The sequence below is a fragment of the Klebsiella ornithinolytica genome (assembly GCF_030505655.1).
Taxonomy (GTDB): domain Bacteria; phylum Pseudomonadota; class Gammaproteobacteria; order Enterobacterales; family Enterobacteriaceae; genus Klebsiella; species Klebsiella ornithinolytica.
In genome coordinates, this window is the sequence record NZ_CP130153.1 from 1,249,554 (window position 1) to 1,274,973 (window position 25,420).

At 56.4% G+C, this 25,420-nt stretch carries 23 protein-coding genes; 19 read left to right on the forward strand and 4 right to left on the reverse strand.

The genetic code is table 11. From position 1 onward, the window contains the following. The first annotated feature begins 37 nt into the window (after nt 1-37). Nucleotides 38-775, forward strand: a complete 738-nt coding sequence (gene trmN, locus Q1L34_RS06010; RefSeq protein WP_004866466.1) for a tRNA(1)(Val) (adenine(37)-N(6))-methyltransferase TrmN — start codon at nt 38-40, stop codon at nt 773-775. On the opposite strand, the gene nadB is transcribed toward trmN, so the two are convergent. Further along, complete coding sequence (gene nadB / locus Q1L34_RS06015; RefSeq protein WP_004866464.1) at nt 760-2,379, reverse strand: L-aspartate oxidase; 1,620 nt, start codon at nt 2,377-2,379, stop codon at nt 760-762. The genes trmN and nadB overlap by 16 nt on opposite strands. Nucleotides 2,380-2,800: 421 nt before the next feature. Here nadB and rpoE point away from each other — a divergent pair, with 421 nt between their 5' ends. The 11 genes from rpoE (at nt 2,801) to acpS (ending at nt 12,341) form a co-directional block, all read left to right on the forward strand. After that, the gene (gene rpoE / locus Q1L34_RS06020; RefSeq protein WP_004866461.1) at nt 2,801-3,376 is read left to right on the forward strand and encodes an RNA polymerase sigma factor RpoE; all 576 of its coding nucleotides are present in this window, start codon (nt 2,801-2,803) and stop codon (nt 3,374-3,376) included. 31 nt (nt 3,377-3,407) lie between these two features. Then, nucleotides 3,408-4,058: an anti-sigma-E factor RseA gene (rseA, locus tag Q1L34_RS06025; RefSeq protein WP_004866460.1), complete on the forward strand. Its 651-nt coding sequence runs from the start codon at nt 3,408-3,410 to the stop codon at nt 4,056-4,058. Further along, on the forward strand, nt 4,058-5,014 hold the full coding sequence (rseB, locus tag Q1L34_RS06030; RefSeq protein WP_004866458.1) for a sigma-E factor regulatory protein RseB: 957 nt from the start codon (nt 4,058-4,060) through the stop codon (nt 5,012-5,014). The genes rseA and rseB overlap by 1 nt, the downstream gene beginning before the upstream one ends. Continuing rightward, entirely contained in the window at nt 5,011-5,490 is a 480-nt protein-coding gene (gene rseC / locus Q1L34_RS06035; protein ID WP_004866456.1) for a SoxR-reducing system protein RseC, read from the forward strand. Before rseB ends, rseC begins: the two co-directional genes overlap by 4 nt. 187 nt (nt 5,491-5,677) lie before the next feature. Then, nucleotides 5,678-7,477 carry a translation elongation factor 4 gene (lepA, locus tag Q1L34_RS06040; protein WP_004866454.1) on the forward strand — a complete coding sequence of 600 codons (1,800 nt, stop codon included), beginning with the start codon at nt 5,678-5,680 and terminating at the stop codon, nt 7,475-7,477. 16 nt (nt 7,478-7,493) lie between these two features. After that, nucleotides 7,494-8,468: a signal peptidase I gene (lepB, locus tag Q1L34_RS06045; RefSeq protein WP_044351455.1), complete on the forward strand. Its 975-nt coding sequence runs from the start codon at nt 7,494-7,496 to the stop codon at nt 8,466-8,468. Nucleotides 8,469-8,763: 295 nt separating this feature from the next. Further along, a complete protein-coding gene (gene rnc, locus Q1L34_RS06050) occupies nt 8,764-9,444 on the forward strand; it encodes a ribonuclease III (RefSeq protein WP_004866451.1) in 681 nt (226 codons plus the stop codon). After that, complete coding sequence (gene era, locus Q1L34_RS06055) at nt 9,441-10,346, forward strand: GTPase Era (RefSeq protein ID WP_004866448.1); 906 nt, start codon at nt 9,441-9,443, stop codon at nt 10,344-10,346. Before rnc ends, era begins: the two co-directional genes overlap by 4 nt. Nucleotides 10,347-10,477: 131 nt before the next feature. After that, nucleotides 10,478-11,221, forward strand: coding sequence for a DNA repair protein RecO (gene recO, locus Q1L34_RS06060; protein WP_032686559.1), 744 nt, complete (start codon nt 10,478-10,480; stop codon nt 11,219-11,221). Nucleotides 11,222-11,229: 8 nt separating this feature from the next. Next, complete coding sequence (pdxJ, locus tag Q1L34_RS06065) at nt 11,230-11,961, forward strand: pyridoxine 5'-phosphate synthase (protein WP_004866444.1); 732 nt, start codon at nt 11,230-11,232, stop codon at nt 11,959-11,961. After that, nucleotides 11,961-12,341, forward strand: coding sequence for a holo-ACP synthase (acpS, locus tag Q1L34_RS06070; RefSeq protein ID WP_004866442.1), 381 nt, complete (start codon nt 11,961-11,963; stop codon nt 12,339-12,341). The genes pdxJ and acpS overlap by 1 nt, the downstream gene beginning before the upstream one ends. Before the next feature lie 18 nt (nt 12,342-12,359). Here the strand turns inward: acpS and Q1L34_RS06075 are convergent, their stop codons facing one another. Further along, complete coding sequence (locus tag Q1L34_RS06075; RefSeq protein ID WP_004866440.1) at nt 12,360-12,620, reverse strand: YfhL family 4Fe-4S dicluster ferredoxin; 261 nt, start codon at nt 12,618-12,620, stop codon at nt 12,360-12,362. Nucleotides 12,621-12,676: 56 nt separating this feature from the next. Further along, nucleotides 12,677-13,525 carry a MurR/RpiR family transcriptional regulator gene (locus Q1L34_RS06080; RefSeq protein ID WP_004866439.1) on the reverse strand — a complete coding sequence of 283 codons (849 nt, stop codon included), beginning with the start codon at nt 13,523-13,525 and terminating at the stop codon, nt 12,677-12,679. Between the two features lie 281 nt (nt 13,526-13,806). Between Q1L34_RS06080 and yfhb the strand changes: the two genes are divergently transcribed. Both yfhb and tadA read left to right on the forward strand, forming a co-directional pair. After that, a complete protein-coding gene (yfhb, locus tag Q1L34_RS06085; RefSeq protein WP_230132538.1) occupies nt 13,807-14,379 on the forward strand; it encodes a phosphatidylglycerophosphatase C in 573 nt (190 codons plus the stop codon). Nucleotides 14,380-14,438: 59 nt separating this feature from the next. After that, nucleotides 14,439-14,945 carry a tRNA adenosine(34) deaminase TadA gene (gene tadA, locus Q1L34_RS06090; protein WP_004866434.1) on the forward strand — a complete coding sequence of 169 codons (507 nt, stop codon included), beginning with the start codon at nt 14,439-14,441 and terminating at the stop codon, nt 14,943-14,945. Here tadA and mltF read toward each other — a convergent pair. Next, a complete protein-coding gene (gene mltF / locus Q1L34_RS06095; protein WP_071824599.1) occupies nt 14,942-16,510 on the reverse strand; it encodes a membrane-bound lytic murein transglycosylase MltF in 1,569 nt (522 codons plus the stop codon). The two genes, tadA and mltF, sit on opposite strands and share 4 nt — an antisense overlap. 220 nt (nt 16,511-16,730) lie before the next feature. On the opposite strand from mltF, the gene purL reads away from it, so the two are divergent. The 5 genes from purL to glnB all read left to right on the forward strand — a co-directional run bounded on the left by purL (nt 16,731) and on the right by glnB (nt 25,364). Beyond that, complete coding sequence (purL, locus tag Q1L34_RS06100) at nt 16,731-20,618, forward strand: phosphoribosylformylglycinamidine synthase (protein WP_032718078.1); 3,888 nt, start codon at nt 16,731-16,733, stop codon at nt 20,616-20,618. Nucleotides 20,619-21,329: 711 nt separating this feature from the next. Further along, nucleotides 21,330-22,766, forward strand: coding sequence for a sensor histidine kinase (locus Q1L34_RS06105; protein WP_015583696.1), 1,437 nt, complete (start codon nt 21,330-21,332; stop codon nt 22,764-22,766). Nucleotides 22,767-22,783: 17 nt separating this feature from the next. Then, nucleotides 22,784-23,488, forward strand: a complete 705-nt coding sequence (qseG, locus tag Q1L34_RS06110) for a two-component system QseEF-associated lipoprotein QseG (protein WP_032718077.1) — start codon at nt 22,784-22,786, stop codon at nt 23,486-23,488. Next, complete coding sequence (glrR, locus tag Q1L34_RS06115) at nt 23,475-24,812, forward strand: two-component system response regulator GlrR (RefSeq protein ID WP_004866424.1); 1,338 nt, start codon at nt 23,475-23,477, stop codon at nt 24,810-24,812. The genes qseG and glrR overlap by 14 nt, the downstream gene beginning before the upstream one ends. 213 nt (nt 24,813-25,025) lie before the next feature. Then, complete coding sequence (gene glnB, locus Q1L34_RS06120; protein WP_002914032.1) at nt 25,026-25,364, forward strand: nitrogen regulatory protein P-II; 339 nt, start codon at nt 25,026-25,028, stop codon at nt 25,362-25,364. Nucleotides 25,365-25,420: the final 56 nt, after the last annotated feature.

Sequence of the window (25,420 nt, forward strand, 5' to 3'; positions counted from 1 at the left end):
TCAGTCTCAGGAGTTTTTGTTCGCAAGGTTATTCAGGATGTCTCAGTCGAAGTTTGCGCTGCCGCGCAATGGTTTTACGTTTAAACAGTTCTTTGTTGCTCACGACCGTTGTGCGATGAAAGTGGGCACCGACGGCATTCTGCTAGGCGCGTGGGCGCCGATCGCCCAGGTAAAACACGTGCTGGATATCGGGACCGGTAGCGGTTTACTGGCTTTAATGCTGGCTCAGCGAACCGACGATCGGGTCATGCTGGATGCGGTAGAACTCGATGAAGAGGCGACGGCGCAGGCGCGCGAAAACGTGGCGACCTCCCCGTGGGGGGCGCGTATCCAGGTGCATCAGGGGGATATTCAACAGTGGCAGCCCGCGCAAACCCGACGCTATGAACTGATTGTCAGCAACCCGCCTTTTTTTGCCGAAGGTGTGCCCTGTGCAACATCGCAGCGCGAACAGGCGCGATATACGACGACGCTCGATCACGTCACGCTCTTAACCTGCGCCGCAGAGTCGATTACCGAAGAGGGCTTTTTCTGCGTGGTGTTACCGGTGGATATTGGCAATGCGTTTGTTCAACGCGCCCAAACCATGGGCTGGCATCTGCGTTTGCGCACCGATGTCGCGGAGACGGAAATGCGCCCGCCGCACCGCGTACTGCTGGCTTTCTCGCCGACCGCGGGGGAGTGTTTCAGCGATCGGCTGATTGTCCGTGGGCCTGAACAGCAATACTCCGAAGGGTTTACTGCCCTGACCCAGGACTTTTACCTCTTTATGTGAGCCAGAGGCGACAGAATTGACGGGCCGCTATCCGCAAGTTGTTCCGGGTAATCCAGGGTATAGTGCAGCCCGCGACTCTCTTTACGTTGCATTGCGCAGCGAACGATCAGTTCGGCCACCTGCACCAGATTGCGTAACTCCAGCAAATTATTCGACACGCGGAAGCGGGCATAATATTCGTCGAGTTCCTGCTGTAACATGGTGATTCGTCGTAGCGCACGCTCCAGCCGACGGGTGGTGCGGACAATCCCCACGTAGTCCCACATCAACAGTCTCAGCTCGTGCCAGTTATGTTGAATCACCACCAGTTCATCGGGGATCTCAACCTGACTTTCATCCCAGGAAGGGAGGGCGTTAACCGCTTGAGCCAGCGGCATGCGCTGGAGAATATCCTCGGCCGCGGACCAGCCGTAAACCAGGCATTCGAGCAGCGAATTTGACGCCATGCGGTTAGCCCCGTGCAGTCCGGTGTAGCTCACTTCGCCAATCGCATACAGCCCGTCAACATCGGTACGTCCGTTGTCATCAACCATCACGCCGCCGCAGGTATAGTGGGCGGCGGGGACAATCGGTACGGGCTCTTTTGTCAGATCGATACCCAGGCCGAGCAGCTTTTCGTAGATCATCGGGAAATGCTGACGAATAAAAGCTTCAGGCTTATGGCTGATGTCGAGATACATACAATCGACGCCGAGGCGTTTCATCTCATGGTCAATCGCGCGGGCGACGATATCGCGTGGCGCCAGCTCGCCGCGTTCGTCAAAATCGGGCATGAACCGGGTACCGTCCGGACGTTTCAGGTATGCGCCTTCGCCGCGCAATGCTTCGGTTAACAGGAAATTGCGCGCCTGCGGATGGTACAACGCGGTGGGGTGAAACTGGTTGAATTCGAGGTTGGCCACGCGACAGCCGGCGCGCCAGGCCATAGCAATACCATCGCCGGAGGAGACATCCGGGTTGGTGGTGTACTGATAGACTTTCGCCGCCCCGCCGGTGGCCAGCACCACGGATTTCGCGCTGCAGGTCTCGACCTTTTCTTTATTCCGGTTCCAGATCCAGGCGCCAACCACCCGACGTGTCCCCGGCAGGCCGATTTTATCGGAAATGATCAAATCGACGGCGTTACTTCGCTCCAGAATACGAATATTCGGATGCGCGAGCGCCTTGCCTACCAGCGTCGTTTCCACCGCTTTACCGGTGGCATCGGCAGCGTGGAGGATACGGCGATGGCTATGGCCACCTTCACGGGTCAGGTGATAGCTCTGTTCGCCGTTGGCCTGGGTCTGAGTATCAAACAGCACGCCCTGGTCGATAAGCCATTGCACGCAAGGCCTGGCGTTGCTGGCGACGAAAGAGACTGCATGGCGATCGCACAGGCCGGCTCCGGCGATGAGCGTATCTTCAACGTGAGATTCCACGCTGTCGGTTTCATCAAAAACGGCGGCAATGCCGCCTTGCGCGTAGAGCGTTGAACCTTCGCTGACAGGGCCTTTGCTCAGTACGGCGACGGAGCTGTGTTCCGCCAGACGTAGCGCAAGGGATAAACCGGCAGCGCCGCTGCCGATAATCAGCACATCACAGGAGAAGTCAGGAGTCGTATTCATTGTCTTTGTTTAATTTACTAAACACATTTTTGCCACAATAGCATCAGGTCGTGATGAATCGTACATTTTTTTTACTGAACGTTGTGGAAACTAAACATAAGCGGGCGGGGCGGGGCTGTGTAAACGAAAGAAAATATTTGCGAAGCAGATCGTTAGCTTCAGATTTTATAGTGAAATAAAAGCGATGTTACGTTACCCTTCTGGCGGACCTTACGCTTTTTCTTCATCATCTTACCTGGCGTTGAGTTGCGGGACATATAATGAGAGATAACAAATCGTCCGCCGTTGCCAGACAAAAATCAAAGGCGTAACGGAACTTTATTGTTTTCAGACACTCCAATCGTCTGCTTGCTCATATTGCAGTGATTGGGTAGTGCTTTGAAGACGCATGGGAATTGGGTTTGGGGAGACATTACCTCGGATGAGCGAGCAGTTAACGGATCAGGTCCTCGTCGAACGGGTCCAGAAAGGAGATCAGAAAGCGTTTAACTTGCTGGTGGTGCGCTATCAGCATAAGGTCGCGAGCCTGGTCTCCCGCTATGTGCCACCGGGCGATATCCCTGACGTTGTTCAGGAGTCGTTCGTAAAAGCATGGCGCGCGCTGGAGTCCTTCCGGGGGGATAGTGCTTTTTATACCTGGTTATATCGCATCGCCGTAAATACGGCGAAGAATTATCTGGTAGCTCAGGGACGCCGCCCACCGTCCAGCGATGTTGACGCCAATGAGGCAGAAAACTTCGAAAGTGGTGGGGCGCTGAAAGAAATTTCGAACCCTGAGAACTTAATGTTGTCAGAAGAACTGAGACAAATAGTTTTTCGTACCATTGAATCACTCCCGGAAGATTTACGCATGGCAATTACGTTGCGGGAGCTGGATGGCCTGAGCTATGAAGAGATAGCCGCTATCATGGATTGCCCGGTAGGAACGGTACGTTCGCGCATTTTCCGGGCACGAGAAGCTATTGATAATAAAGTTCAACCGCTTATCAGGCGTTGACGATAGCGGAATACTGAAAAGGGTATCAGGCATGCAGAAAGAAAAACTTTCGGCCTTAATGGATGGTGAAACGCTGGATAACGAGCTGCTCAATGAGCTGAGCCGTTCTTCTGAAATGCAAAAGACCTGGGAGAGCTACCATCTCATCCGCGATTCGCTGCGAGGCGATACCGCTGAGATGCTCCATTTTGATATCTCAGCCCGCGTCATGGCCGCCATTGAGAACGAGCCCGTTCGTCAGGCGGTGCCGCTTATTCCTGAATCTCAGCCAGCACCACATCAGTGGCGTCAGATGCCTTTCTGGCAGAAAGTCCGCCCGTGGGCCAGTTCTCTGACTCAGATGGGGGTTGCGGCATGCGTTTCGCTTGCTGTTATCGTCGGCGTCCAGCAGTATAATGGGCATAGCGAATCTGCTCAGCAGCCCGAAGCGCCTGTTTTCAACACCATGCCGATGATGGGTAAAGCCAGCCCGGTAAGCCTCGGCGTTCCGGCTGATGCTTCCGCAGGGAGCGGCCAGCAGGCTCAGGTGCAAGAACAGCGCCGCCGTATTAATGCTATGCTGCAGGACTATGAATTGCAGCGTCGCCTGCACGCAGAACAGCTTCAGTTTGGTCAGGCCCAGACTCAGCAAGCCGCTGTTCAGGTGCCAGGCTATCAAACTTTAGGAACGCAATCGCAGTAATGAAGCAACTTTGGTGTGCCATGTCGCTCATGGCAGGCAGCCTGTTCTTCTCTGTCAACGCCTCGGCTGATACATCGTCCGGGGCGTTGTTGCAGCAAATGAACCTGGCCAGCCAGTCCCTTAACTATGAGCTGTCTTTCGTCAGCATCAACAAACAGGGCGTTGAGTCGCTGCGTTATCGTCACGCGCGGCTGAACAATCAACCTCTTGCCCAGCTTTTACAACTCGATGGCCCACGCCGGGAAGTTGTACTGCGCGGCAATGAAATCAGCTATTTTGAGCCGGGGCTCGATCCGTTCACGCTGAACGGCGACTATATCGTCGATTCGTTACCCTCGCTGGCCTACACCGATTTTAAGCGACTGGCTGCCTACTACGACTTTATCTCCGTTGGGCGAACCCGTATTGCCGACAGGCTTTGCGAAGTGATTCGCGTCGTCGCGCGGGACGGTACGCGCTATAGCTATATCGTCTGGCTGGATGCGGAAACCAAACTGCCCATGCGCGTCGATTTGCTTGACCGCGACGGGGAAACGCTGGAGCAGTTCCGGGTCGTATCCTTTAACGTTGGCGACAAGGTCAGCAGCAGCATGGAAACCTTAGCGAAAGCAAGCCTGCCGCCTCAGCTGTCGGTGCCGGAAGGGGGCGATAAAGCCAACTTTAACTGGGCGCCGACCTGGCTACCGCAGGGCGTTTCCGAAGTCTCCAGCAGCCAGCGCCGTCTGCCGACCTTTGATGGTCCGGTTGAGTCCCGCCTTTACTCTGATGGGCTGTTTAGCTTCTCGATTAACGTGAATCGCGCATCGGCAAACAGCAGCGATCAGCTGTTGCGTACCGGGCGTCGTACCGTGAGCACGACGGTACGTGATAACGCCGAGATAACCGTGGTTGGCGAGCTGCCGCCGCAGACGGCTAAACGCATCTCCGACAGCATCAAATTCAGGGCTGTGCAATGATTAAAGAGTGGGCCACGGTCGTCTCCTGGCATAATGGAATGGCGCAAGTACACTGTGATGTTAAAGCCTCGTGCAGCAGCTGCGCCTCGCGCGCCGGCTGCGGTAGCCGGGTGCTGAACAAGCTGGGGCCGCAAACCAGCCACACGATCAGCGTTCCCAGCGAACAGCCGCTGTCCGCCGGGCAAAAAGTCGAGCTGGGGATTGCCGAAAGCAGCCTGCTGGGCTCGGCGGTTTTAGTCTATATGGCGCCGCTGGTTGGGCTGTTTGCAATGGCGTCTGTTTTTCAGGTCTTGTTTGCAAATGATTTCGCTTCGCTGTGTGGTGCGCTACTCGGCGGCGTCGGTGGATTTCTGGTGGCGCGCGGGCTTTCGCCCGGATTAGCCGCTCGCCAGTCGTGGCAGCCCGTTATTATTAGCGTTGGCCTGCCGCCAGATTTGGTGCGTGTAGAGACTCCCTCTTCAGAACCAGGCCAGTGAATCCACTGGCCTTTATTTTTGATTTATTACCCCCGGCAGAACACATCATTTGCTACGGTTATGCTGCTGGTAAGAGCATTTCCTGGTTTCGCGGATGTAGTGTAGAATGCGGCGTTTTCGGATTAAAAAACGTCAGGCACAGAACAGCGGCCTCATGATACGCGTAAGGCATAATTAACTCTAAAATATGAAGAATATACGTAACTTTTCAATCATCGCTCATATCGACCACGGTAAATCGACGTTGTCTGACCGTATCATCCAGATTTGCGGTGGCCTTTCCGATCGTGAAATGGAAGCCCAGGTACTGGACTCCATGGATCTTGAACGTGAGCGTGGCATCACCATTAAGGCGCAAAGCGTCACCCTGGATTACAAGGCGACCAACGGCGAAACCTACCAGCTGAACTTCATCGATACCCCGGGGCACGTCGACTTCTCTTATGAGGTGTCACGTTCGCTCGCCGCATGTGAAGGTGCGCTGCTGGTGGTCGATGCGGGTCAGGGAGTGGAAGCTCAGACGCTGGCCAACTGCTATACCGCCATGGAAATGGATCTGGAAGTGGTGCCGGTTCTCAACAAAATCGACCTGCCTGCTGCCGATCCGGAGCGCGTAGCCGATGAAATCGAAGACATCGTCGGTATCGATGCGGCCGATGCGGTGCGCTGCTCGGCGAAAACCGGCGTCGGCGTTCCCGATGTTCTGGAACGTCTGGTGCGTGATATCCCACCGCCGGAAGGCGATGCGGATGCCCCGCTGCAGGCGCTGATCATCGACTCCTGGTTTGATAACTATCTTGGCGTTGTGTCGCTGGTGCGTATCAAGAACGGCACGATGCGCAAAGGCGACAAAATCAAAGTCATGAGCACCGGTCAGGTCTATAACGCCGATCGCCTGGGTATCTTCACGCCAAAACAGGTTGACCGTACCGAGCTGAAATGCGGCGAGGTAGGCTGGCTGGTGTGTGCCATTAAAGATATCCTCGGCGCGCCGGTTGGCGATACCCTGACGACGTCACGTAACCCGGCGGATAAGGCTCTGCCAGGCTTTAAGAAAGTGAAACCACAGGTGTACGCCGGTCTGTTCCCGGTGAGCTCCGATGATTATGAAGCCTTCCGTGATGCGCTTGGCAAACTGAGCCTGAACGATGCCTCTCTGTTCTATGAGCCGGAAAGTTCAACGGCGCTGGGCTTCGGCTTCCGCTGTGGCTTCCTCGGCCTGCTGCACATGGAGATCATCCAGGAGCGTCTGGAACGCGAATACGACCTGGATCTGATTACCACCGCGCCGACGGTTGTCTACGAAGTGGAAACCACGTCGAAAGAGGTCATCTATGTCGATAGCCCGTCCAAGCTGCCGCCGCTGAATAACATTCAGGAACTGCGTGAGCCGATCGCGGAATGTCATATGCTGCTGCCGCAAGAGTTCCTCGGCAACGTCATCACGCTGTGTATTGAGAAGCGTGGCGTGCAGACCAACATGGTTTATCACGGTAAACAAGTTGCGCTGACCTATGAAATTCCGATGGCGGAAGTGGTTCTCGATTTCTTTGACCGTCTGAAGTCCACCTCCCGTGGCTACGCGTCGCTGGATTACAACTTCAAACGCTTCCAGGCATCCAACATGGTGCGCGTGGACGTGCTGATCAACGGCGAGCGTGTTGATGCGCTGGCGCTGATCACCCACAACGATAACGCGCCGTACCGCGGTCGTGAGCTGGTGGAGAAGATGAAAGAGCTGATCCCACGCCAGCAGTTCGATATCGCGATTCAGGCGGCTATCGGCAACCACATTATTGCCCGTTCGACCGTCAAACAGCTGCGTAAAAACGTACTGGCGAAATGCTACGGCGGCGACGTCAGTCGTAAGAAAAAGCTGCTGCAGAAGCAGAAAGACGGTAAGAAACGTATGAAGCAAGTGGGTAACGTTGAGCTGCCGCAGGAAGCGTTCCTCGCCATTCTGCACGTCGGTAAAGACGGAAAATAACCATTAAGGAGTTGGCATGGCGAACATGTTTGCCCTGATCCTGGTGATTGCAACCGTGATCACGGGGCTTTTGTGGTGCCTGGATAAATTCATCTTTGCACCAAAACGTCGTGAACGTCAGGCCGCTGCTCAGGCAGCGACCGGTGATAGCCTCGACAAGCAAACGTTGAAGAAAGTCGGCCCGAAACCGGGCTGGCTGGAAACGGGAGCCTCGGTATTTCCGGTGCTGGCGATCGTCCTGGTGGTGCGCTCATTTATTTATGAGCCGTTTCAAATCCCGTCAGGTTCGATGATGCCAACACTGCTGATCGGCGATTTTATTCTGGTCGAGAAGTTTGCCTACGGCATCAAAGATCCGATCTACCAGAAAACGCTGATCGAAACCGGTCATCCGAAACGTGGCGATATCGTGGTGTTCAAATACCCGGAAGATCCGCGTCTGGACTACATTAAGCGGGCTGTTGGCTTACCGGGCGATAAGATCACCTACGATCCGGTGGCAAAACAGGTCACTATCCAGCCGGGCTGCAGCTCCGGTCAGGCATGTGGTAATGCACTGCCGGTGACTTACTCCAACGTTGAGCCCAGCGATTTCGTCCAGACGTTCTCGCGTCAGAACGGTGGGGAAGCGACCAGCGGTTTCTGGCAGTTGCCGAAAGGCGAAAGCAAGGCTGACGGTATTCGTCTGACCGAGCGCAAAGAGACGCTGGGTGAGGTGACTCACCGCATTCTGACCGTGCCGATTGCTCAGGATCAGGTTGGAATGTACTACCGCCAGTCCGGCCTGCCGTTGGCCACCTGGATTGTGCCGCCGGGTCATTACTTCATGATGGGTGACAACCGCGATAACAGCGCTGACAGCCGTTACTGGGGCTTTGTGCCAGAGGCCAATCTGGTGGGTAAAGCCACGGCGATCTGGATGAGCTTCGAAAAACAGGAAGGTGAATGGCCGACCGGCGTGCGTTTATCGCGTATCGGTAGCATTCATTAATTTCCCTGCCTTATTCACGCTGCCGCTGCAATATTGGCAGCGTGAATTATTTAATATTTAAATCTATTCAAACTAACGACATCCCTTGTCGTTGCGTATAGAATATCCCCCCGAAGTTTTGGTTGTCTCTCGTAAGAGTGACACTGCACACGAAACCGCGTTGGTTGATTTTACTCTGAATAATTTGGGTTGCAGAAAGGCGGCAGGCAAGCGCACAGGCAATCTGAATGGGGACAGGGCTGCCCAGGTCGGTTTCGTGTGCTGCATTTTTGACGCATTCATTTATTGGTAACGCATGAACCCCATCGTAATTAATCGGCTTCAACGGAAGCTGGGCTACACTTTTCATCATCAGGAGCTGTTGCAACAGGCATTAACTCACCGCAGTGCCAGCAGCAAACACAATGAGCGCCTGGAATTTTTAGGTGACTCAATTTTGAGTTTTGTGATCGCGAATGCGCTCTATCATCGTTTCCCTCGGGTGGACGAAGGCGATATGAGCCGCATGCGCGCAACGTTGGTACGAGGCAACACGCTGGCGGAGATCGCCCGCGAGTTTGAACTGGGTGAGTGTCTGCGCCTTGGCCCGGGTGAGTTGAAAAGCGGCGGCTTCCGTCGCGAGTCTATTCTGGCAGATACCGTTGAAGCGTTGATTGGCGGGGTATTCCTCGACAGCGATATCCAGAACGTTGAGCGCCTGATTCTCACCTGGTACCAAACTCGTCTGGACGAAATCAGTCCTGGCGATAAGCAAAAAGATCCAAAGACCCGTTTGCAGGAGTACCTGCAAGGTCGCCACCTGCCGCTGCCTTCCTATCTGGTAGTGCAGGTGCGCGGTGAAGCACACGATCAGGAATTTACTATCCACTGCCAGGTCAGTGGCCTGAGTGAACCGGTGGTAGGCACAGGTTCCAGCCGTCGCAAGGCGGAGCAGGCTGCCGCCGAACAGGCGCTGAAAAAGCTGGAGCTGGAATGAGCATCGATAAAAGTTATTGTGGGTTTGTCGCCATCGTTGGCCGCCCGAACGTGGGTAAATCCACGCTGTTGAACAAACTGCTTGGGCAGAAGATTTCGATCACTTCCCGTAAAGCGCAGACCACCCGTCACCGCATTGTCGGCATCCATACCGAAGGACCGTATCAGGCAATTTATGTTGATACCCCGGGCCTGCATATGGAAGAGAAACGGGCGATCAACCGCCTGATGAACAAAGCGGCGAGCAGTTCCATTGGCGACGTTGAACTGGTGATTTTCGTTGTCGAAGGCACGCGCTGGACGGCCGATGACGAAATGGTGCTGGGCAAATTACGTGATGCCAGAGCGCCGGTGATTCTGGCGGTCAATAAAGTAGATAACGTGCAGGAGAAGGCCGATCTGCTGCCGCACCTGCAGTTCCTGGCGAGCCAGATGAACTTCCTCGATATCGTGCCAATTTCTGCGGAAACAGGGATGAATGTCGATACCATCGCCGGGATCGTACGCAAACATCTGCCGGAAGCGATTCATCACTTCCCGGAAGATTATATTACCGACCGCTCACAGCGCTTTATGGCCTCTGAAATCATCCGTGAAAAGCTGATGCGTTTTCTTGGTGCCGAGCTGCCGTATTCGGTGACGGTTGAGATCGAGCGTTTCCAGACCAACGAACGCGGCGGTTATGATATTAACGGCCTGATTCTGGTTGAGCGTGAAGGTCAGAAGAAGATGGTCATTGGCAACAAAGGCGCCAAAATCAAAACCATCGGTATTGAAGCGCGTAAAGACATGCAGGATATGTTCGAAGCGCCGGTTCACCTCGAACTGTGGGTGAAGGTCAAATCCGGCTGGGCCGACGACGAGCGCGCGCTGCGCAGCCTCGGCTACGTTGACGATCTCTGAGTTTGATACACCATGGCTTTCGTGGTGCAGGCAGGCGGCAAGACCGTGAGTCCCCGGGAGCTTACTTTAGTCAGTGATTCGGCTGAAAGGGTGCGGCCAACGCACCTGCAACCTGAAAGACGACGAGTATGATGGAAGGCTGGCAGCGCGCTTTCGTTCTGCATAGTCGTCCCTGGAGCGAAACCAGCCTGATGCTGGACGTCTTCACGGAAGAGTCGGGTCGCGTGCGCCTGGTAGCAAAAGGCGCACGTTCCAGACGCTCCAACCTCAAAGGCGCCCTCCAGCCTTTTACCCCCTTACTCCTGCGCTTTGGCGGGCGTGGCGAAGTGAAAACGCTTCGCAGCGCCGAAGCCGTTTCATTGGCGCTTCCGCTCAGCGGCATCACGCTTTACAGCGGTCTGTATGTCAATGAGCTGCTTTCCCGCGTGCTCGAACATGAAACGCGCTTCTCCGAACTCTTTTTCGATTATCTGCACTGTCTGCAGGCGTTGGCTGGCGCAAGCGGTACACCAGAGCCGGCGTTGCGCCGCTTTGAACTGGCGCTGCTGGGACACCTGGGCTATGGCGTTGACTTCCTCCACTGTGCCGGCAGCGGCGAAGCGGTGGATGACACCATGACCTATCGCTACCGTGAAGAAAAAGGTTTTATTGCCAGCGTGGTTATTGATAACAACACCTTTACCGGGCACCATTTGAAGGCGCTGGCTAACCGTGAGTTCCCGGATAGCGACGCGCTACGTGCCGCAAAGCGCTTTACCCGTATCGCCCTGAAACCGTATCTTGGCGGTAAACCGCTAAAGAGCCGGGAGCTGTTTCGCCAGTTTATGCCCGCCCGCGCGGCGCGAGCAGCAGATAAAACGAATAACGATCAATGAGGATTGTCATGGCTGAATTACTGTTAGGGGTCAATATTGACCATATTGCGACACTGCGTAACGCTCGCGGCACGGCCTATCCGGATCCGGTGCAGGCGGCCTTTATCGCCGAGCAGGCTGGCGCCGACGGGATTACCGTGCACCTGCGCGAAGACCGCCGTCACATTACCGACCGCGATGTGCGTATCCTGCGCCAGACGCTGGATACCCGAATGAACCTGGAGATGGCGGTCACCGAAGAGATGCTGACCATCGCCTGTGAGACCAAACCGCACTTCTGCTGTCTGGTTCCGGAAAAACGTCAGGAAGTGACGACGGAAGGCGGTCTGGATGTGGCGGGTCAGCGCGACAAAATGCGCGATGCCTGCACGCGCCTTGCCGATGCCGGTATTCTGGTCTCGCTGTTCATCGATGCCGATGTTGAGCAAATTAAGGCTGCGGCGGACGTCGGCGCGCCGTATATCGAAATCCATACCGGTTGCTATGCGGATGCCGAAACCGACGCCCGGCAGGCCGCAGAGCTTGAGCGTATCGCCACGGCGGCCGCCTATGCCGCGAGCCTGGGCCTCAAGGTTAATGCCGGTCACGGCCTGACCTACCATAACGTGCAGGCGATCGCCCGTATTCCGGAGATGCATGAGCTGAACATTGGTCATGCGATCATCGGTCGTGCGGTGATGAGCGGCCTGAAAGAAGCGGTTGCCGAGATGAAACGCCTGATGCAGGAAGCTCGCGCGTAATGGCTATTCTGGGGCTGGGTACCGATATTGTTGAAATTGCCCGTATTGAAGCGGTGATCGCCCGCAGCGGCGATCGTCTCGCCCGGCGCGTGCTCAGCGACAACGAGTGGGCGATATGGGCACAGCACCAGCAGCCGGTTCGTTTTCTGGCAAAGCGTTTTGCGGTGAAAGAGGCGGCGGCGAAAGCCCTGGGGACCGGTATCCGTAACGGTCTGGCTTTTAATCAGTTTGAGGTTTACAACGACGAACTGGGCAAGCCTAAGCTACGGCTGTGGGGCGAAGCGAAGAATCTGGCGGAGCGTCTGGGCGTCAGAAGCATTCACGTGACGCTGGCCGATGAGCGCCATTACGCTTGTGCAACGGTTATCGTGGAGAGTTAGCGCCCGCTGTCCGCGGTATCAGATTTTGTCCGCGTGATGCATTAGCACGAACTTGTCCCACAGCTGCTCTTCATTTTCAACGTGTGCCGGGTCTTTCAGAATCGTATTCGGGATCGGGCACACTTTCTGGCAGGTGGGCGTTTCATAGTGGCCCACGCATTCCGTGCAGCGGTCGCTGTTAATTTCATAAATGCTGTCACCCATCGAAATGGCCTCGTTAGGGCATTCCGGTTCGCACATATCGCAGTTGATGCATTTTTTGGTGATTAACAGCGCCATCGGGAAATTCTCAGAAACAACACAAACAGGGCGGGCATTATACGCCCATTTTCTGTTCACACCAGTTTTTTCACCAGCGCTTCGCTGTGCCGGATACGGTCCGGCGCATGTTCAAGATCCTGTTGAACCAGCGCCATAAACAGCAGATCGGTGAGCATCATCTGCGCGCTGGTGGAGGAGATCGCCGCGCTGCGGGTCGCCTGCTCTTCGGCGATAGTATACAGGCACTGCGTGGCCTGCTGTTGCAGGGCGTTGGGGGTGAAGCCAGTGATCGCCAGGATCCGACAGCCCACGCGCAGCGCTTCTCCGGCGGCCATATTGATTTCACGACGTTCGCCAGAGTAGGAGATAGCTAACAGCAGGTCGTCTGACGACATGGCCTGTACGGTGGCGAGCAGGGCATGCATATCCTGTTCGGAAACCGCGTTAATGCCGATCTTCATTAGCTTCCAGCTAAAATTGCGCGCCACCAGGCCGGATGCGCCAATACCGGTAATAATCACCCGGCGCGCATTCCGCAGCAGCGCCACGGCTTCCAGCAGCTTCTCTTCGCTGTTCACATCCAGCGAGGCGTGCATGGCGGCCACGTTATCCTTAATCAGTTTCTCGCCGACCAGACGCAGCGGATCGTCGCCGCGGATCTGGTTATGGACCGGCACCGACTGAGGATCGGGTGCACTGGCCAGCGCTTCGCTGAGCGCCAGCTTTAGCGCCGGGAAACCCTTAAACCCCATCTTCTGCGCGAATTTCACGACGCTGGACTGGCTGACGCCTGCCTCACCTGCCAGCTGTTGCGAACTGAGGTGGCGGGTCTGGTCCGGCTGAGCCAGAATAAAGTCTGCCAGCTTCTTATCGCTTGCTGCCAGCGACGGGTAGCGCTGGCGGATGCGGATTAAACAGTTCATCGGTTTTCCTCAGGACAACTTTCGCCCTCTGCTGAAAGAATTTTGTATTCGATTATAAGAGGATTGCGGCGAATTAAAAATTCTACCGCTGAGATTTATTCACGGCGGAGGAACTGCCTCAACGCAGGCTTAACGTCAGCGGATGTTTTCTCTGTTTATGGCACAAGACTGTTAAGCTAGCGGTATCAGAGACAAAATTCGATAAAAAGAGGTCAGGTTTGAAGAGCAGCACGCAGCGAGTGGTTTTTTTTGATCTCGATGGAACGTTGCATCAACAGGATATGTTCGGCAGCTTCTTACGGTACGTCTTGCGTCACCAGCCCCTGAACCTGCTGCTGGTTGTACCGCTGTTGCCGGTGATCCTGGCAGGACTGGCGGTAAATGGCCGGGCGGCGCGCTGGCCGATGAGCCTGCTGCTGTGGGCATCGACGTTCGGACGCAGTGAGCGCGCGCTAAAGCGGCTTGAGGCCGACTTTGTCCGCTGGTTTCGCCAGCGCGTGACGGCTTTTCCGGTGGTGCAGGCCCGGCTGTCGGACTACCTGACCCGGCACGATGCTGACGTCTGGCTGATTACCGGATCGCCGCAATCGCTGGTGGAACAGGTCTACGGGGATACTGCCTGGCTGCCCAGGGTGAACATCATCGCCAGTCGGATGGAACGTCGCTGCGGAGGCTGGGGGCTGTCGCTACGCTGTCTGGGCCATGAAAAGGTGGTGCAACTGGAGCAGAAGATCGGTGCGCCGCTGCAGCTGTACAGCGGCTATAGCGATAGCGAACAGGATAATCCGCTGCTTCATTTTTGCCAGCACCGCTGGCGGGTCACCCCGCAGGGCGATCTCCACCAGTTAGAATAGTGTGCAATGTCTGTCGGCCATGTATAATGCGGCCCGCTTTTTCCGCAGGAGTGCCCGTTTTGTCTGACCATGAACTGAACGATGAATACTGGATGCGTCACGCCCTGACGCTGGCTAAACGCGCCTGGGAAGAGGGCGAAGTGCCGGTCGGCGCCGTGCTGGTGTACAACAATCAGGTTATCGGCGAAGGGTGGAACCGGCCTATCGGGCGTCACGATCCTACGGCGCATGCCGAAATTATGGCGCTGCGTCAGGGTGGACTGGTCCTGCAAAACTATCGCCTGATTGACGCGACGCTGTATGTCACGCTTGAACCCTGTGTGATGTGCGCGGGTGCGATGGTGCATAGCCGGATTTCACGGCTGGTATTTGGTGCCCGGGATGCAAAAACCGGCGCGGCCGGCTCGCTAATTGATGTTCTGCACCATCCGGGTATGAATCATCGGGTGGAGATCAGCGAGGGGATTCTGGCGGAGTCGTGCTCAGGTATGCTCAGCGACTTTTTCCGCTGGCGGCGGGAAGAGAAAAAAGCCTTAAAAAAGGCGCGTCGGGTCGAAGACGCTTAGTGTCCCAATCCGGGAATCTTCAGCCTGGCGTTGTCGACTAACGATTCCGCGCGAAACTGGAAAAAGGGGAGCGCCCGCTGTTCTTTATCCAGTTCATCCGGCATCACTGCCGGATAGTCCCCGGCCAGCGCCAGCCGCTGTTCATCCTTTCTCTCTTTCTCCGACAGGTAGCCCACCAGGCTGATGTGGTATTTGCGGATGTTCTCGACGTAGGCGTATGCCTCGTGACCGCGCGCGTAGCCATATTTCAGCCGGCTGTAATAAGGTTTCTGACTGAGCAGCGGCAGGCGCTGCTTGACGTCCGCCCAGCTGTCGGGATTGCCTTTCTGTTTTTTGGTCAGTGAGATAGCGTCCAGAATATGGGCGTATCCCATATTGTAAGCCGCCAGCGCAAACCAGATTCGTTCATCTTTGGGGACCGAGTCCGGGATTTTATTCATCATATCCTGCAAGTAGCGCATACCGCCGCTGAGGCTCTGCTCCGCATCGGTACGATCGGTTAATCCCAGGCTCTGCGCGGTATTGCGGGTCAGCATCATCATGCCGCGCACCCCGGTGGGCGAAGTAGCCTGCGGATCCCAGTGCGACTCCTGCCATGAAATGGCCGCCAGCAGGCGCCAGTCGATCTGGCGCGCGTATTTCTCAAACATCGGCTGTAGGTCCGGCAGAATATTATCGACGGCGCGCAGGAACGTCCGGGTGTCGACATAATCGAAATCGTTGCCGTGTCCAAGGTATTTTTCTTCCAGCCGCGCCAGGGTGCCGTCTTCATTCATATTGTTGAAGAAATCCAGCATCGCCGCCGAAAGCGAGTTGTCCTCGCTCCTGGCGCTAAACCAGGTCACCGGCTGTTCATCGCTGATATCCAGAGCGACCGCCAGTTCCGGATGCACGCGCTGGAACAGACTAATGGCCACCGAATCCGCAATGGTGTAATCCACTTCGCCATCGATAACCGCCTGCATCAGCGCTGTCGTCCCGCGCTTTTCATCCACGCGCCAGCCGAGATCCGGGTATTTATTTCCTTTTAGTGTCTGCAGGTCGTTAATGGCGACGTGGCCCGGGGCAATCACCAGCTGTTCCGCCGTGAGGTTGGCGAGGCTGCGTGGGCGCGTGTTGCCCACCCGGTAGACCAGCTGTTGCGACACCGAATAGTAGCCCGGCCCGGCCTGATAGTTTTTGACCCGTTCTGAGTTGTAGACCAGTCCGGCAGCTAACATATCGGCATTACCGTTATCGAGGTCATCAAACAGCTGACTGATATTCTGGCGGACGGTCACTTTCAGCTTGACGCCGAGGTAATCGGCAAACTGTTCCGCCAGCTCGTAATCCAGTCCGTAGGTTTTGTTATTGATGGTCGCGAAGGTGAGCGGCGAATTGATGGTACTGATGCGCAGCTCGCCGCGCGCCATAATTCCGGCGACACGGTTCTCCGGCTTTCCTGACCACGGGATCGACGGCCACAGAGCGGCCGCCAGCAATAAGGTCACAATGCCGATGAGCAGATAATTAATCTTTAATTTTTTCAGAGAGTTAATCTTCTGCAGCTCTGTGTTCCTCAGCAGGCTATTAGCGAATAAAGTTAAAAGAGAGTCCTCGAATGAGCGGCATTTTGCTTAAGAATGCGTCAGTTGGCAACTTATTCGCGAGGAAGGTCACATTAATTGATAAACCAGGGGAATGATTTTATTTCCACGCAAACGGTTTCGTCGAGGCTCAGGATTCACTATAATGGCGCCCGTTTCCCCCCTGGCTCATATTGAAAGCTGCGAAGACGAGAGACTTATGATGGAAATTTTGCGTGGTTCACCTGCACTGTCGGCATTTCGTGTTAATAAACTGCTGGCACGTTTCCAGGCGGCCAACCTGCCGGTTAGCACAATATATGCAGAGTATGTTCATTTTGCCGAACTGAACGCGCCGTTAAGCGGTGATGAGCGTGAGAGGCTGGCACGACTGCTCAAGTATGGCCCAAACTTAAACAGCCATACCCCAACCGGTAAATTACTGCTCGTCACCCCCCGCCCTGGCACCATCTCCCCCTGGTCTTCTAAAGCTACCGATATTGCCCATAACTGCGGCCTGTCGCAGGTTGTGCGTCTTGAACGCGGCGTGGCGTACTATGTGGAAGCCACTGCGCTGAGCGAAGAACAATGGGCCGCTGTCGCGAGTGAACTCCACGACCGGATGATGGAAAGCGTCTTTGACGCGCTGGAAGAGGGCGAAAAGCTGTTCGCTCAGCATCAACCGACGCCGGTGACCAGCGTCGATCTGTTGGGTCAGGGACGTCAGGCGCTGATTGACGCCAACCTCCGTCTGGGGCTGGCGCTGGCGGAAGACGAAATCGATTATCTGCAGGATGCGTTTACCAGGCTTGGCCGCAACCCGAACGACATCGAACTGTATATGTTTGCCCAGGCGAACTCCGAACACTGCCGCCACAAGATTTTTAACGCCGACTGGGTCATCGACGGCGAACAGCAGCCGAAGTCGCTGTTTAAGATGATCAAAAATACCTTTGAGAAGACCCCGGACTACGTTCTGTCCGCCTATAAAGACAACGCCGCGGTCATGGAAGGTTCTCAGGTAGGGCGCTTCTTCGCCGATCGCGAAAAAGGCCGCTATGACTACCATCAGGAAGACGCCCATATCCTGATGAAAGTGGAAACGCACAACCACCCGACGGCCATCTCTCCGTGGCCGGGTGCGGCGACCGGATCCGGCGGTGAAATCCGCGATGAAGGGGCAACCGGTCGCGGAGCGAAACCGAAAGCCGGTCTGGTCGGTTTCTCAGTCTCTAACCTGCGGATTCCCGGCTTTGAACAGCCGTGGGAAGAAGATTTCGGCAAGCCGGATCGTATTGTGACCGCGCTGGATATCATGACCGACGGCCCGCTGGGCGGCGCCGCGTTTAACAACGAATTCGGTCGCCCGGCGTTGAACGGCTATTTCCGTACCTATGAAGAAAAAGTGACCAGCCACAACGGCGAAGAGCTGCGCGGGTACCACAAACCGATCATGCTGGCGGGCGGTATTGGTAACATTCGCGGCGAGCACGTGCAGAAAGGCGAAATTACCGTTGGGGCGAAACTGATTGTCCTTGGCGGCCCGGCGATGAATATCGGCCTGGGCGGCGGGGCAGCCTCTTCGATGGCATCCGGTCAGTCCGACGCGGATCTTGATTTTGCCTCGGTGCAGCGCGATAACCCGGAAATGGAACGCCGCTGCCAGGAAGTGATCGACCGCTGCTGGCAGCTGGGCGATGCAAACCCGATTCTGTTTATCCACGACGTCGGCGCGGGCGGTTTGTCTAATGCCATGCCGGAACTGGTCAGCGACGGCGGTCGCGGCGGTAAATTCCAGCTGCGCGATATCCTGAGCGATGAGCCGGGGATGAGCCCGCTGGAAATCTGGTGTAACGAATCCCAGGAACGCTATGTGCTGGCGGTCGCGCCGGAACAGCTGCCGCTGTTTGACGAGCTGTGCCGCCGTGAGCGCGCACCGTATGCGGTGATCGGTGAAGCCACCGAAGAACTGCATCTCAATATGAGCGATGCTCACTTCAACGACCAGCCGATCGACCTGCCGCTGGATGTGCTGCTGGGCAAAACGCCGAAAATGACCCGCGATGTGCAGACCCTGAAAGTGAAAGGCGACGCGCTGGATCGTCGGGATATCACTCTCGCCGATGCGGTGAATCGCGTGCTGCACCTGCCGGCGGTTGCAGAGAAAACGTTCCTTGTCACCATCGGCGACCGCACCGTAACCGGGATGGTGGCGCGCGATCAGATGGTCGGCCCCTGGCAGATTCCGGTAGCAAACTGCGCGGTAACCACCGCCAGCCTCGATAGCTACTACGGCGAAGCGATGGCGATTGGCGAACGTGCGCCGGTTGCGCTGCTGGACTTTGCCGCCTCTGCTCGCCTGGCCGTCGGTGAAGCGCTGACCAACGTCGCTGCAACGCAAATTGGCGCGTTAAATCGCGTGAAACTTTCCGCAAACTGGATGGCCGCAGCGGGTCATCCGGGTGAAGATGCCGGTCTGTATGAAGCGGTAAAAGCGGTTGGCGAAGAGCTGTGTCCGGCTCTGGGACTGACCATTCCGGTGGGTAAAGATTCGATGTCGATGAAAACCCGCTGGCAGGAAGGCAGCGAGCAGCGCGAGATGACTTCGCCGCTATCGCTGGTGATTTCCGCCTTTGCCCGCGTGGAAGATGTGCGCCATACCGTGACGCCGCAGCTCTCCACGGAAGATAACGCCCTGCTGCTGATTGATTTAGGCAAAGGCCGTAACGCGCTCGGCGCCACCGCGCTGGCGCAGGTTTACCGTCAGCTGGGCGATGTTCCGGCCGACGTACGCGATGTCGCGCAGCTGAAAGGCTTCTGGGATGCGATGCAGGCGCTGGTGGCCGATCGTAAGCTGCTGGCTTACCACGACCGCTCTGACGGCGGCCTGCTGGTAACCCTGGCTGAGATGGCCTTTTCCGGCCACTGCGGCCTGACGGCAGATATTGCCGCGCTAGGTGACGATCGTCTGGCGGCGCTGTTTAACGAAGAGCTGGGGGCGGTTATCCAGGTCCGTGCCGCGGATCGCGAAGCGGTTGAAGCGCTGCTGGCTTCTCATGGCCTGGCAGACTGCGTCCACTACCTGGGCCAGGCGACGGAAGGTGACCGCTTTGTCATCACCGCTGAAGGGCATCCGGTGTTCAGCGAAAGCCGCACCACGCTGCGTATCTGGTGGGCAGAAACCACCTGGCAGATGCAGCGCCTGCGCGACAACCCGGAGTGCGCCGATAGCGAGCACGAAGCGAAACGTCGCGAGGACGATCCGGGCCTTAACGTGAAGCTCACCTTCGATATCAACGAAGACATTGCCGCACCGTACATCGCCACCGGCGCACGTCCGAAGGTAGCGGTACTGCGTGAGCAAGGCGTTAACTCCCACGTGGAGATGGCGGCAGCCTTCCACCGCGCGGGCTTTGATGCGATCGACGTGCACATGAGCGACCTGCTGGCGGGCCGTACCGGGCTGGCTGATTTCCAGGCGCTGGTTGCCTGCGGCGGCTTCTCCTATGGCGACGTGCTGGGGGCGGGCGAAGGCTGGGCGAAATCCATTCTGTTTAACGAGCGGGTGCGCGATGAGTTTGCCACCTTCTTCCACCGTCCGCAGACCCTGGCGCTGGGCGTGTGTAACGGTTGTCAGATGATGTCCAACCTGCGTGAGCTGATCCCGGGAAGCGACCTGTGGCCGCGCTTTGTGCGTAACTATTCCGACCGTTTTGAAGCGCGCTTCAGCCTGGTCGAAGTCACGCAAAGCCCGTCTCTGCTGCTGCAGGGCATGGCCGGTTCGATGATGCCGATTGCCGTTTCTCACGGTGAAGGGCAGGTGGAAGTGCGTGACAGCGCGCATCTGGCCCAGCTGGAGAGCAAAGGTCTGGTGGCGCTGCGCTTTGTCGATAACTTCGGTAAGGTGACGGAGAGCTATCCGGCTAACCCGAACGGCTCACCGAACGGGATCACCGCCGTGACCAGCGAAAGCGGTCGTGCGACGATCATGATGCCGCATCCTGAGCGCGTATTCCGCACGGTGGCTAACTCCTGGCACCCGGAAAACTGGGGCGAGGATAGTCCGTGGATGCGCATCTTCCGCAACGCACGTAAACAGCTGGGCTAATATCCGGCGAGCTGTACAGGATCCGCCGTGTTCGCAAAGCCTTCCCGGCTGAAGCGTAATGTATCAGGCCCCCGACGTTGAGCGGGGGCTTTTCGTTTGTGACGGCGGTCGCCTGCCGGTGTCGGGAATTGCCGACAAACGCCGGTGAGGGGTGTCGCCAATTAGAGACATTTAACTTATTGATTTATATAGAGGTGTAAAAACGCCTCACGATGTGTTGCTAAACGGCGACACTCTGGTTAAAAAGTCACCGCAACCGAAGTGCGGGTTAAATGTTATAAATTCATTATATTTCATTGTGTTAACAATTTGTTTTGCTATGTGGCATAGTTAATGCATAATAATACGCAGTGGCTCATTCACCTTCTTATGTCAGCCCCTTCGGGACGCGCTACATAAACTTCGAATGACGCACAACAAGGTGCCTGCCGTCCAACTTCTGATAACAGCTTTGCTTTATCAACCATCGGGCGAAACGTCGAGTTAGGCACCGCCTTATTCCATAACAAAGCCAGGCCTGTGCCTGGCTTTGTTATACTCGTCGTCTTTTGTGCTACAGGTGCGTTGGCCGCATCTGTTCACCCCGGTCACTTACTTGAGTAAGCTCCCGGGGATTCTCAGCTTTGCCGCCTTCCTGTAACTCAAAATCCATAGAGTATATTGGGTATATTCAGGTAGCATCATAGTGAGCAAATGATTGAGACCCTATCCTTGAAGCGAATCTCTCTTTTCCCCCGTTCGTTGCGTCAGCTGGTCACGCTCTCGTTTGTGTTGATTTTGCTGCCGCTGCTGGTTCTGGCCTGGCAGGCGTGGCAGAGCCTGAATGCGCTGAGCGCGCAGGCCGCGCATATTAACCGCACGACGCTTGTCGATGCCCGGCGCAGTGAGGCAATGATGAACGCGTCGCTGGAAATGGAACGTAGCTACCGGCAGTACTGCGTACTGGACGATCCGACGCTGGCGAAGGTCTATCAAAATCAGCGTAAACGCTATAGCGAGATGCTTGACGCTCATGCCGGGGTGCTACCGGACGAAAAAATCTGGCAGGCGCTGAGCCAGCAGCTGAACGACCTGGCGCAGCTCAGGTGTAAAAACAGCAGTCCGGATGCGCCATCGGGAGCCAGCCTTGAAGCCTTTGCCGCCGCCAACAGCGAGATGGTTCAGGCCACCCGAACGGTGGTTTACTCGCGCGGACAACAGCTTCAGCAGGAGATTGCCGAACGCGGGCAGTTTTTTGGCTGGCAGGCGCTGGTTCTTTTTCTGCTGAGCCTGGCGCTGGTTCTGCTGTTTACCCGGATGATTATCGGCCCGGTAAAAGGGATCGAGAAAATGATTAACCGCCTGGGAGAGGGGAAATCGCTGGATAACGCGGCGCTGTTTACCGGTCCGCGCGAACTGCGTTCCGTCGGCGAGCGTATCATCTGGCTGAGCGAACGTCTGGCCTGGCTGGAGTCGCAGCGCCATCAGTTTTTACGCCACCTTTCACACGAGCTGAAAACGCCCCTCGCCAGCATGCGGGAAGGCACGGAGCTGCTGGCCGACCGCGTGGCCGGGCCGTTGACCACGGAACAGCAGGAGATCGTCGAAATTCTCGATAACAGCAGCCGCAATCTGCAAAAACTGATTGAGCAACTGCTGGACTACAATCGTAAACAGGCCGATGGCCCGGTCCCGCGTGAAATCGTTGATATTGCCGAGCTGGTTGATAACGTTGTGGCCGCTCACAGTTTGCCCGCACGCGCAAAAATGATGCATACCGCGATTCAACTGGCGGAGCGTACCTGCCTGGCAGAACCGGCATTATTGATCAGCGTGATGGATAATCTCTATTCCAATGCGGTGCACTATGGGGCTGAATCCGGTAACATTCGTATTCATAGCTACCGGCACGGCGAGCAGGTTCGTATAGACGTGATAAACAGCGGCGAACCGATCCCGCAGGCGGAAAAAAATATGATTTTTGAGCCTTTTTATCAGGGAAGCCATCAGCGTAAAGGGGCGGTAAAAGGCAGCGGTCTGGGGCTGAGTATTGCCCGGGACTGCGTCCGACAAATGCAGGGTGAGCTGAGCCTGGAAGAGAGTGAGCCCGGGCTTATCTGTTTTCGCATAACGCTACCCGCCGCTGAGCCGGGAAAAACCAACACATGAATCAACAATGGGTGAATATGTCCCACTTTTTCGTAGTGGTTCGTGCTTTCAAAGGATGGCTGTTGCCCGGCCTTTCTTGCCTGGCGCTGGCGGGGTGTTCCGCCGCTTTTTCGCCGCACACGGCAAATGACAAAGCACAACCCGATCTGCCGCAGCATCAGGTTGCGGATTTTCTCTCAGTCGACTGCGCCGATATCTGGTCGCTGAAGAGCGAAGCCAGCGATAAAAACCCGCTGTACTGGCTGCGCGGGATTGATTGTGCCGATCGTCTGGCGCCGGTTCAGGCGCGGGCGGAAGCCAGGCGGCATGATGATGACAGCTGGCAGGATGCCTTTAAGCGCGGCATTTTACTGGCGGATGCGAAGATTACGCCGGATGAACGCCGTGAACTGGTATCCCGCCTGAATACCTTCAGTCCGCAAATTGCCGTGCAGGTGCGTCCGCTGTATCAGCTCTGGCGTGATGGTCAGAACAGGCAGCTGCAGCTGGTGGATGAGCGCGCCCGTTACGCGAAGCTGCAGCAATCCAGCGATAGCGAGCTGGAGGCGCTGCGCCTGCAGGAACAGCAGCTGCGCAGCCAGCTGGAGCTAACTACCCGCAAGCTGGAAAATCTCACCGATATTGAACGCCAGCTTTCCAGCCGCAAGCCCGGAGGCAATTTTAATTCCGACGGCAGTCACAGCGGCGATAAGGTTCCGGAGGTCATACATGACGATCCGTAAACCTGCGCATTTGCTGCTGGTGGATGACGATCCGGGTCTGTTAAAACTGCTGGGAATGCGTTTGACCAGCGAGGGCTACAGCGTCGTGACCGCCGAAAGCGGTGCGGAGGCGCTGCGTATTCTGGCGCGTGACAAAGTCGAACTGGTGGTCAGCGATTTACGCATGGATGAGATGGACGGCCTGCAGTTGTTCAGCGAAATCCAGAAAGTTCATCCGGGGATGCCGGTGATTATCCTTACCGCTCACGGCTCGATTCCCGATGCGGTGGCGGCCACCCAGCAAGGCGTGTTTGGTTTCCTGACCAAACCGGTGGACAAAGATGCGCTGTATAAAGCCATCGATGATGCGCTGGAACACAGTGCGCCGGCGACGGATGAGCGCTGGCGTCAGGCTATCGTAACCCGCAGTCCGCTGATGCTGCGTCTGCTGGAACAGGCCGGAATGGTGGCGCAGTCGGACGTTAGCGTACTGATTAACGGTCAGAGCGGGACCGGGAAAGAGATTGTCGCGCAGGCGATTCATAATGCCAGCCCGCGCCACGCCAAACCTTTTATCGCCATTAACTGCGGCGCGCTGCCGGAACAACTGCTGGAATCCGAGCTATTTGGCCATGCGCGCGGCGCATTTACCGGCGCGGTGAGCAACCGGGAAGGGCTGTTCCAGGCCGCTGAGGGCGGGACGCTGTTTCTTGATGAGATTGGCGATATGCCGGTGGCGCTGCAGGTGAAGCTGCTGCGGGTACTGCAGGAGCGTAAAGTGCGCCCGCTGGGTAGCAACCGCGACATCGATATCGATGTACGTATCATCTCGGCCACTCACCGCGATCTGCCGAAGGCAATGGCGCGCGGCGAGTTTCGTGAAGATCTGTATTATCGCCTGAACGTGGTCAACCTGAAGATCCCGCCGCTGGCCGAGCGCGCGGAGGATATCCCGCTGCTGGCAAACCATCTGCTGCGCCAGTCTGCCGATCGGCATAAGCCGTTTGTACGGGCGTTTTCAACCGATGCGATGAAACGGCTGATGGCAGCCAAATGGCCCGGCAATGTCCGCCAGCTGGTGAACGTGATTGAGCAGTGTGTGGCGTTGACCACCTCGCCGGTGATCGGTGATGCGCTGGTGGAACAGGCGCTGGAAGGGGAAAATACCGCGCTGCCGACCTTCGTCGAAGCGCGCAATCAGTTTGAGCTCAACTATCTGCGCAAGCTGCTGCAAATCACCAAAGGCAACGTCACCCACGCAGCAAGAATGGCGGGGCGCAACCGTACTGAATTCTACAAGCTGCTGTCGCGCCACGAGCTCGACGCCAACGACTTTAAAGAGTAGCTCCGCAGCATGGCGCAAGTTATGATACGGTAAGCAACCGTTTACGCGACTAAGAGCCTATCCCAGTAGGCGTTATTGTCGCAGGCAGTTTGAACACGGACAGCGCGGAAAAAGCGGAGCGTACACGTAGTACGTGAGGATTTTGAGCGCTGCCCAGGTTCAAAATGGCAAGTAAAATAGCCTTAATGGGATAGGCTCCAAGACAGGAAAACCATGAAAAAGATTGATGCGATTATTAAACCTTTCAAACTGGATGACGTGCGCGAAGCGCTGGCCGAAGTCGGCATCACCGGGATGACGGTGACGGAAGTGAAGGGCTTTGGCCGTCAGAAAGGCCACACCGAACTGTACCGCGGGGCTGAGTACATGGTGGATTTTCTGCCGAAAGTGAAAATCGAAATTGTGGTCACTGACGATATCGTTGATACCTGCGTGGATACCATTATCCGCACGGCGCAGACCGGTAAAATCGGTGACGGTAAAATCTTCGTCTTTGACGTCGCCCGCGTGATTCGTATTCGTACCGGGGAAGAGGACGACGCGGCAATTTAAGCCGGGCCGTATTCTGACGCATTCCCCGGTCAGCTTTGCGCGACCGGGGAATATTC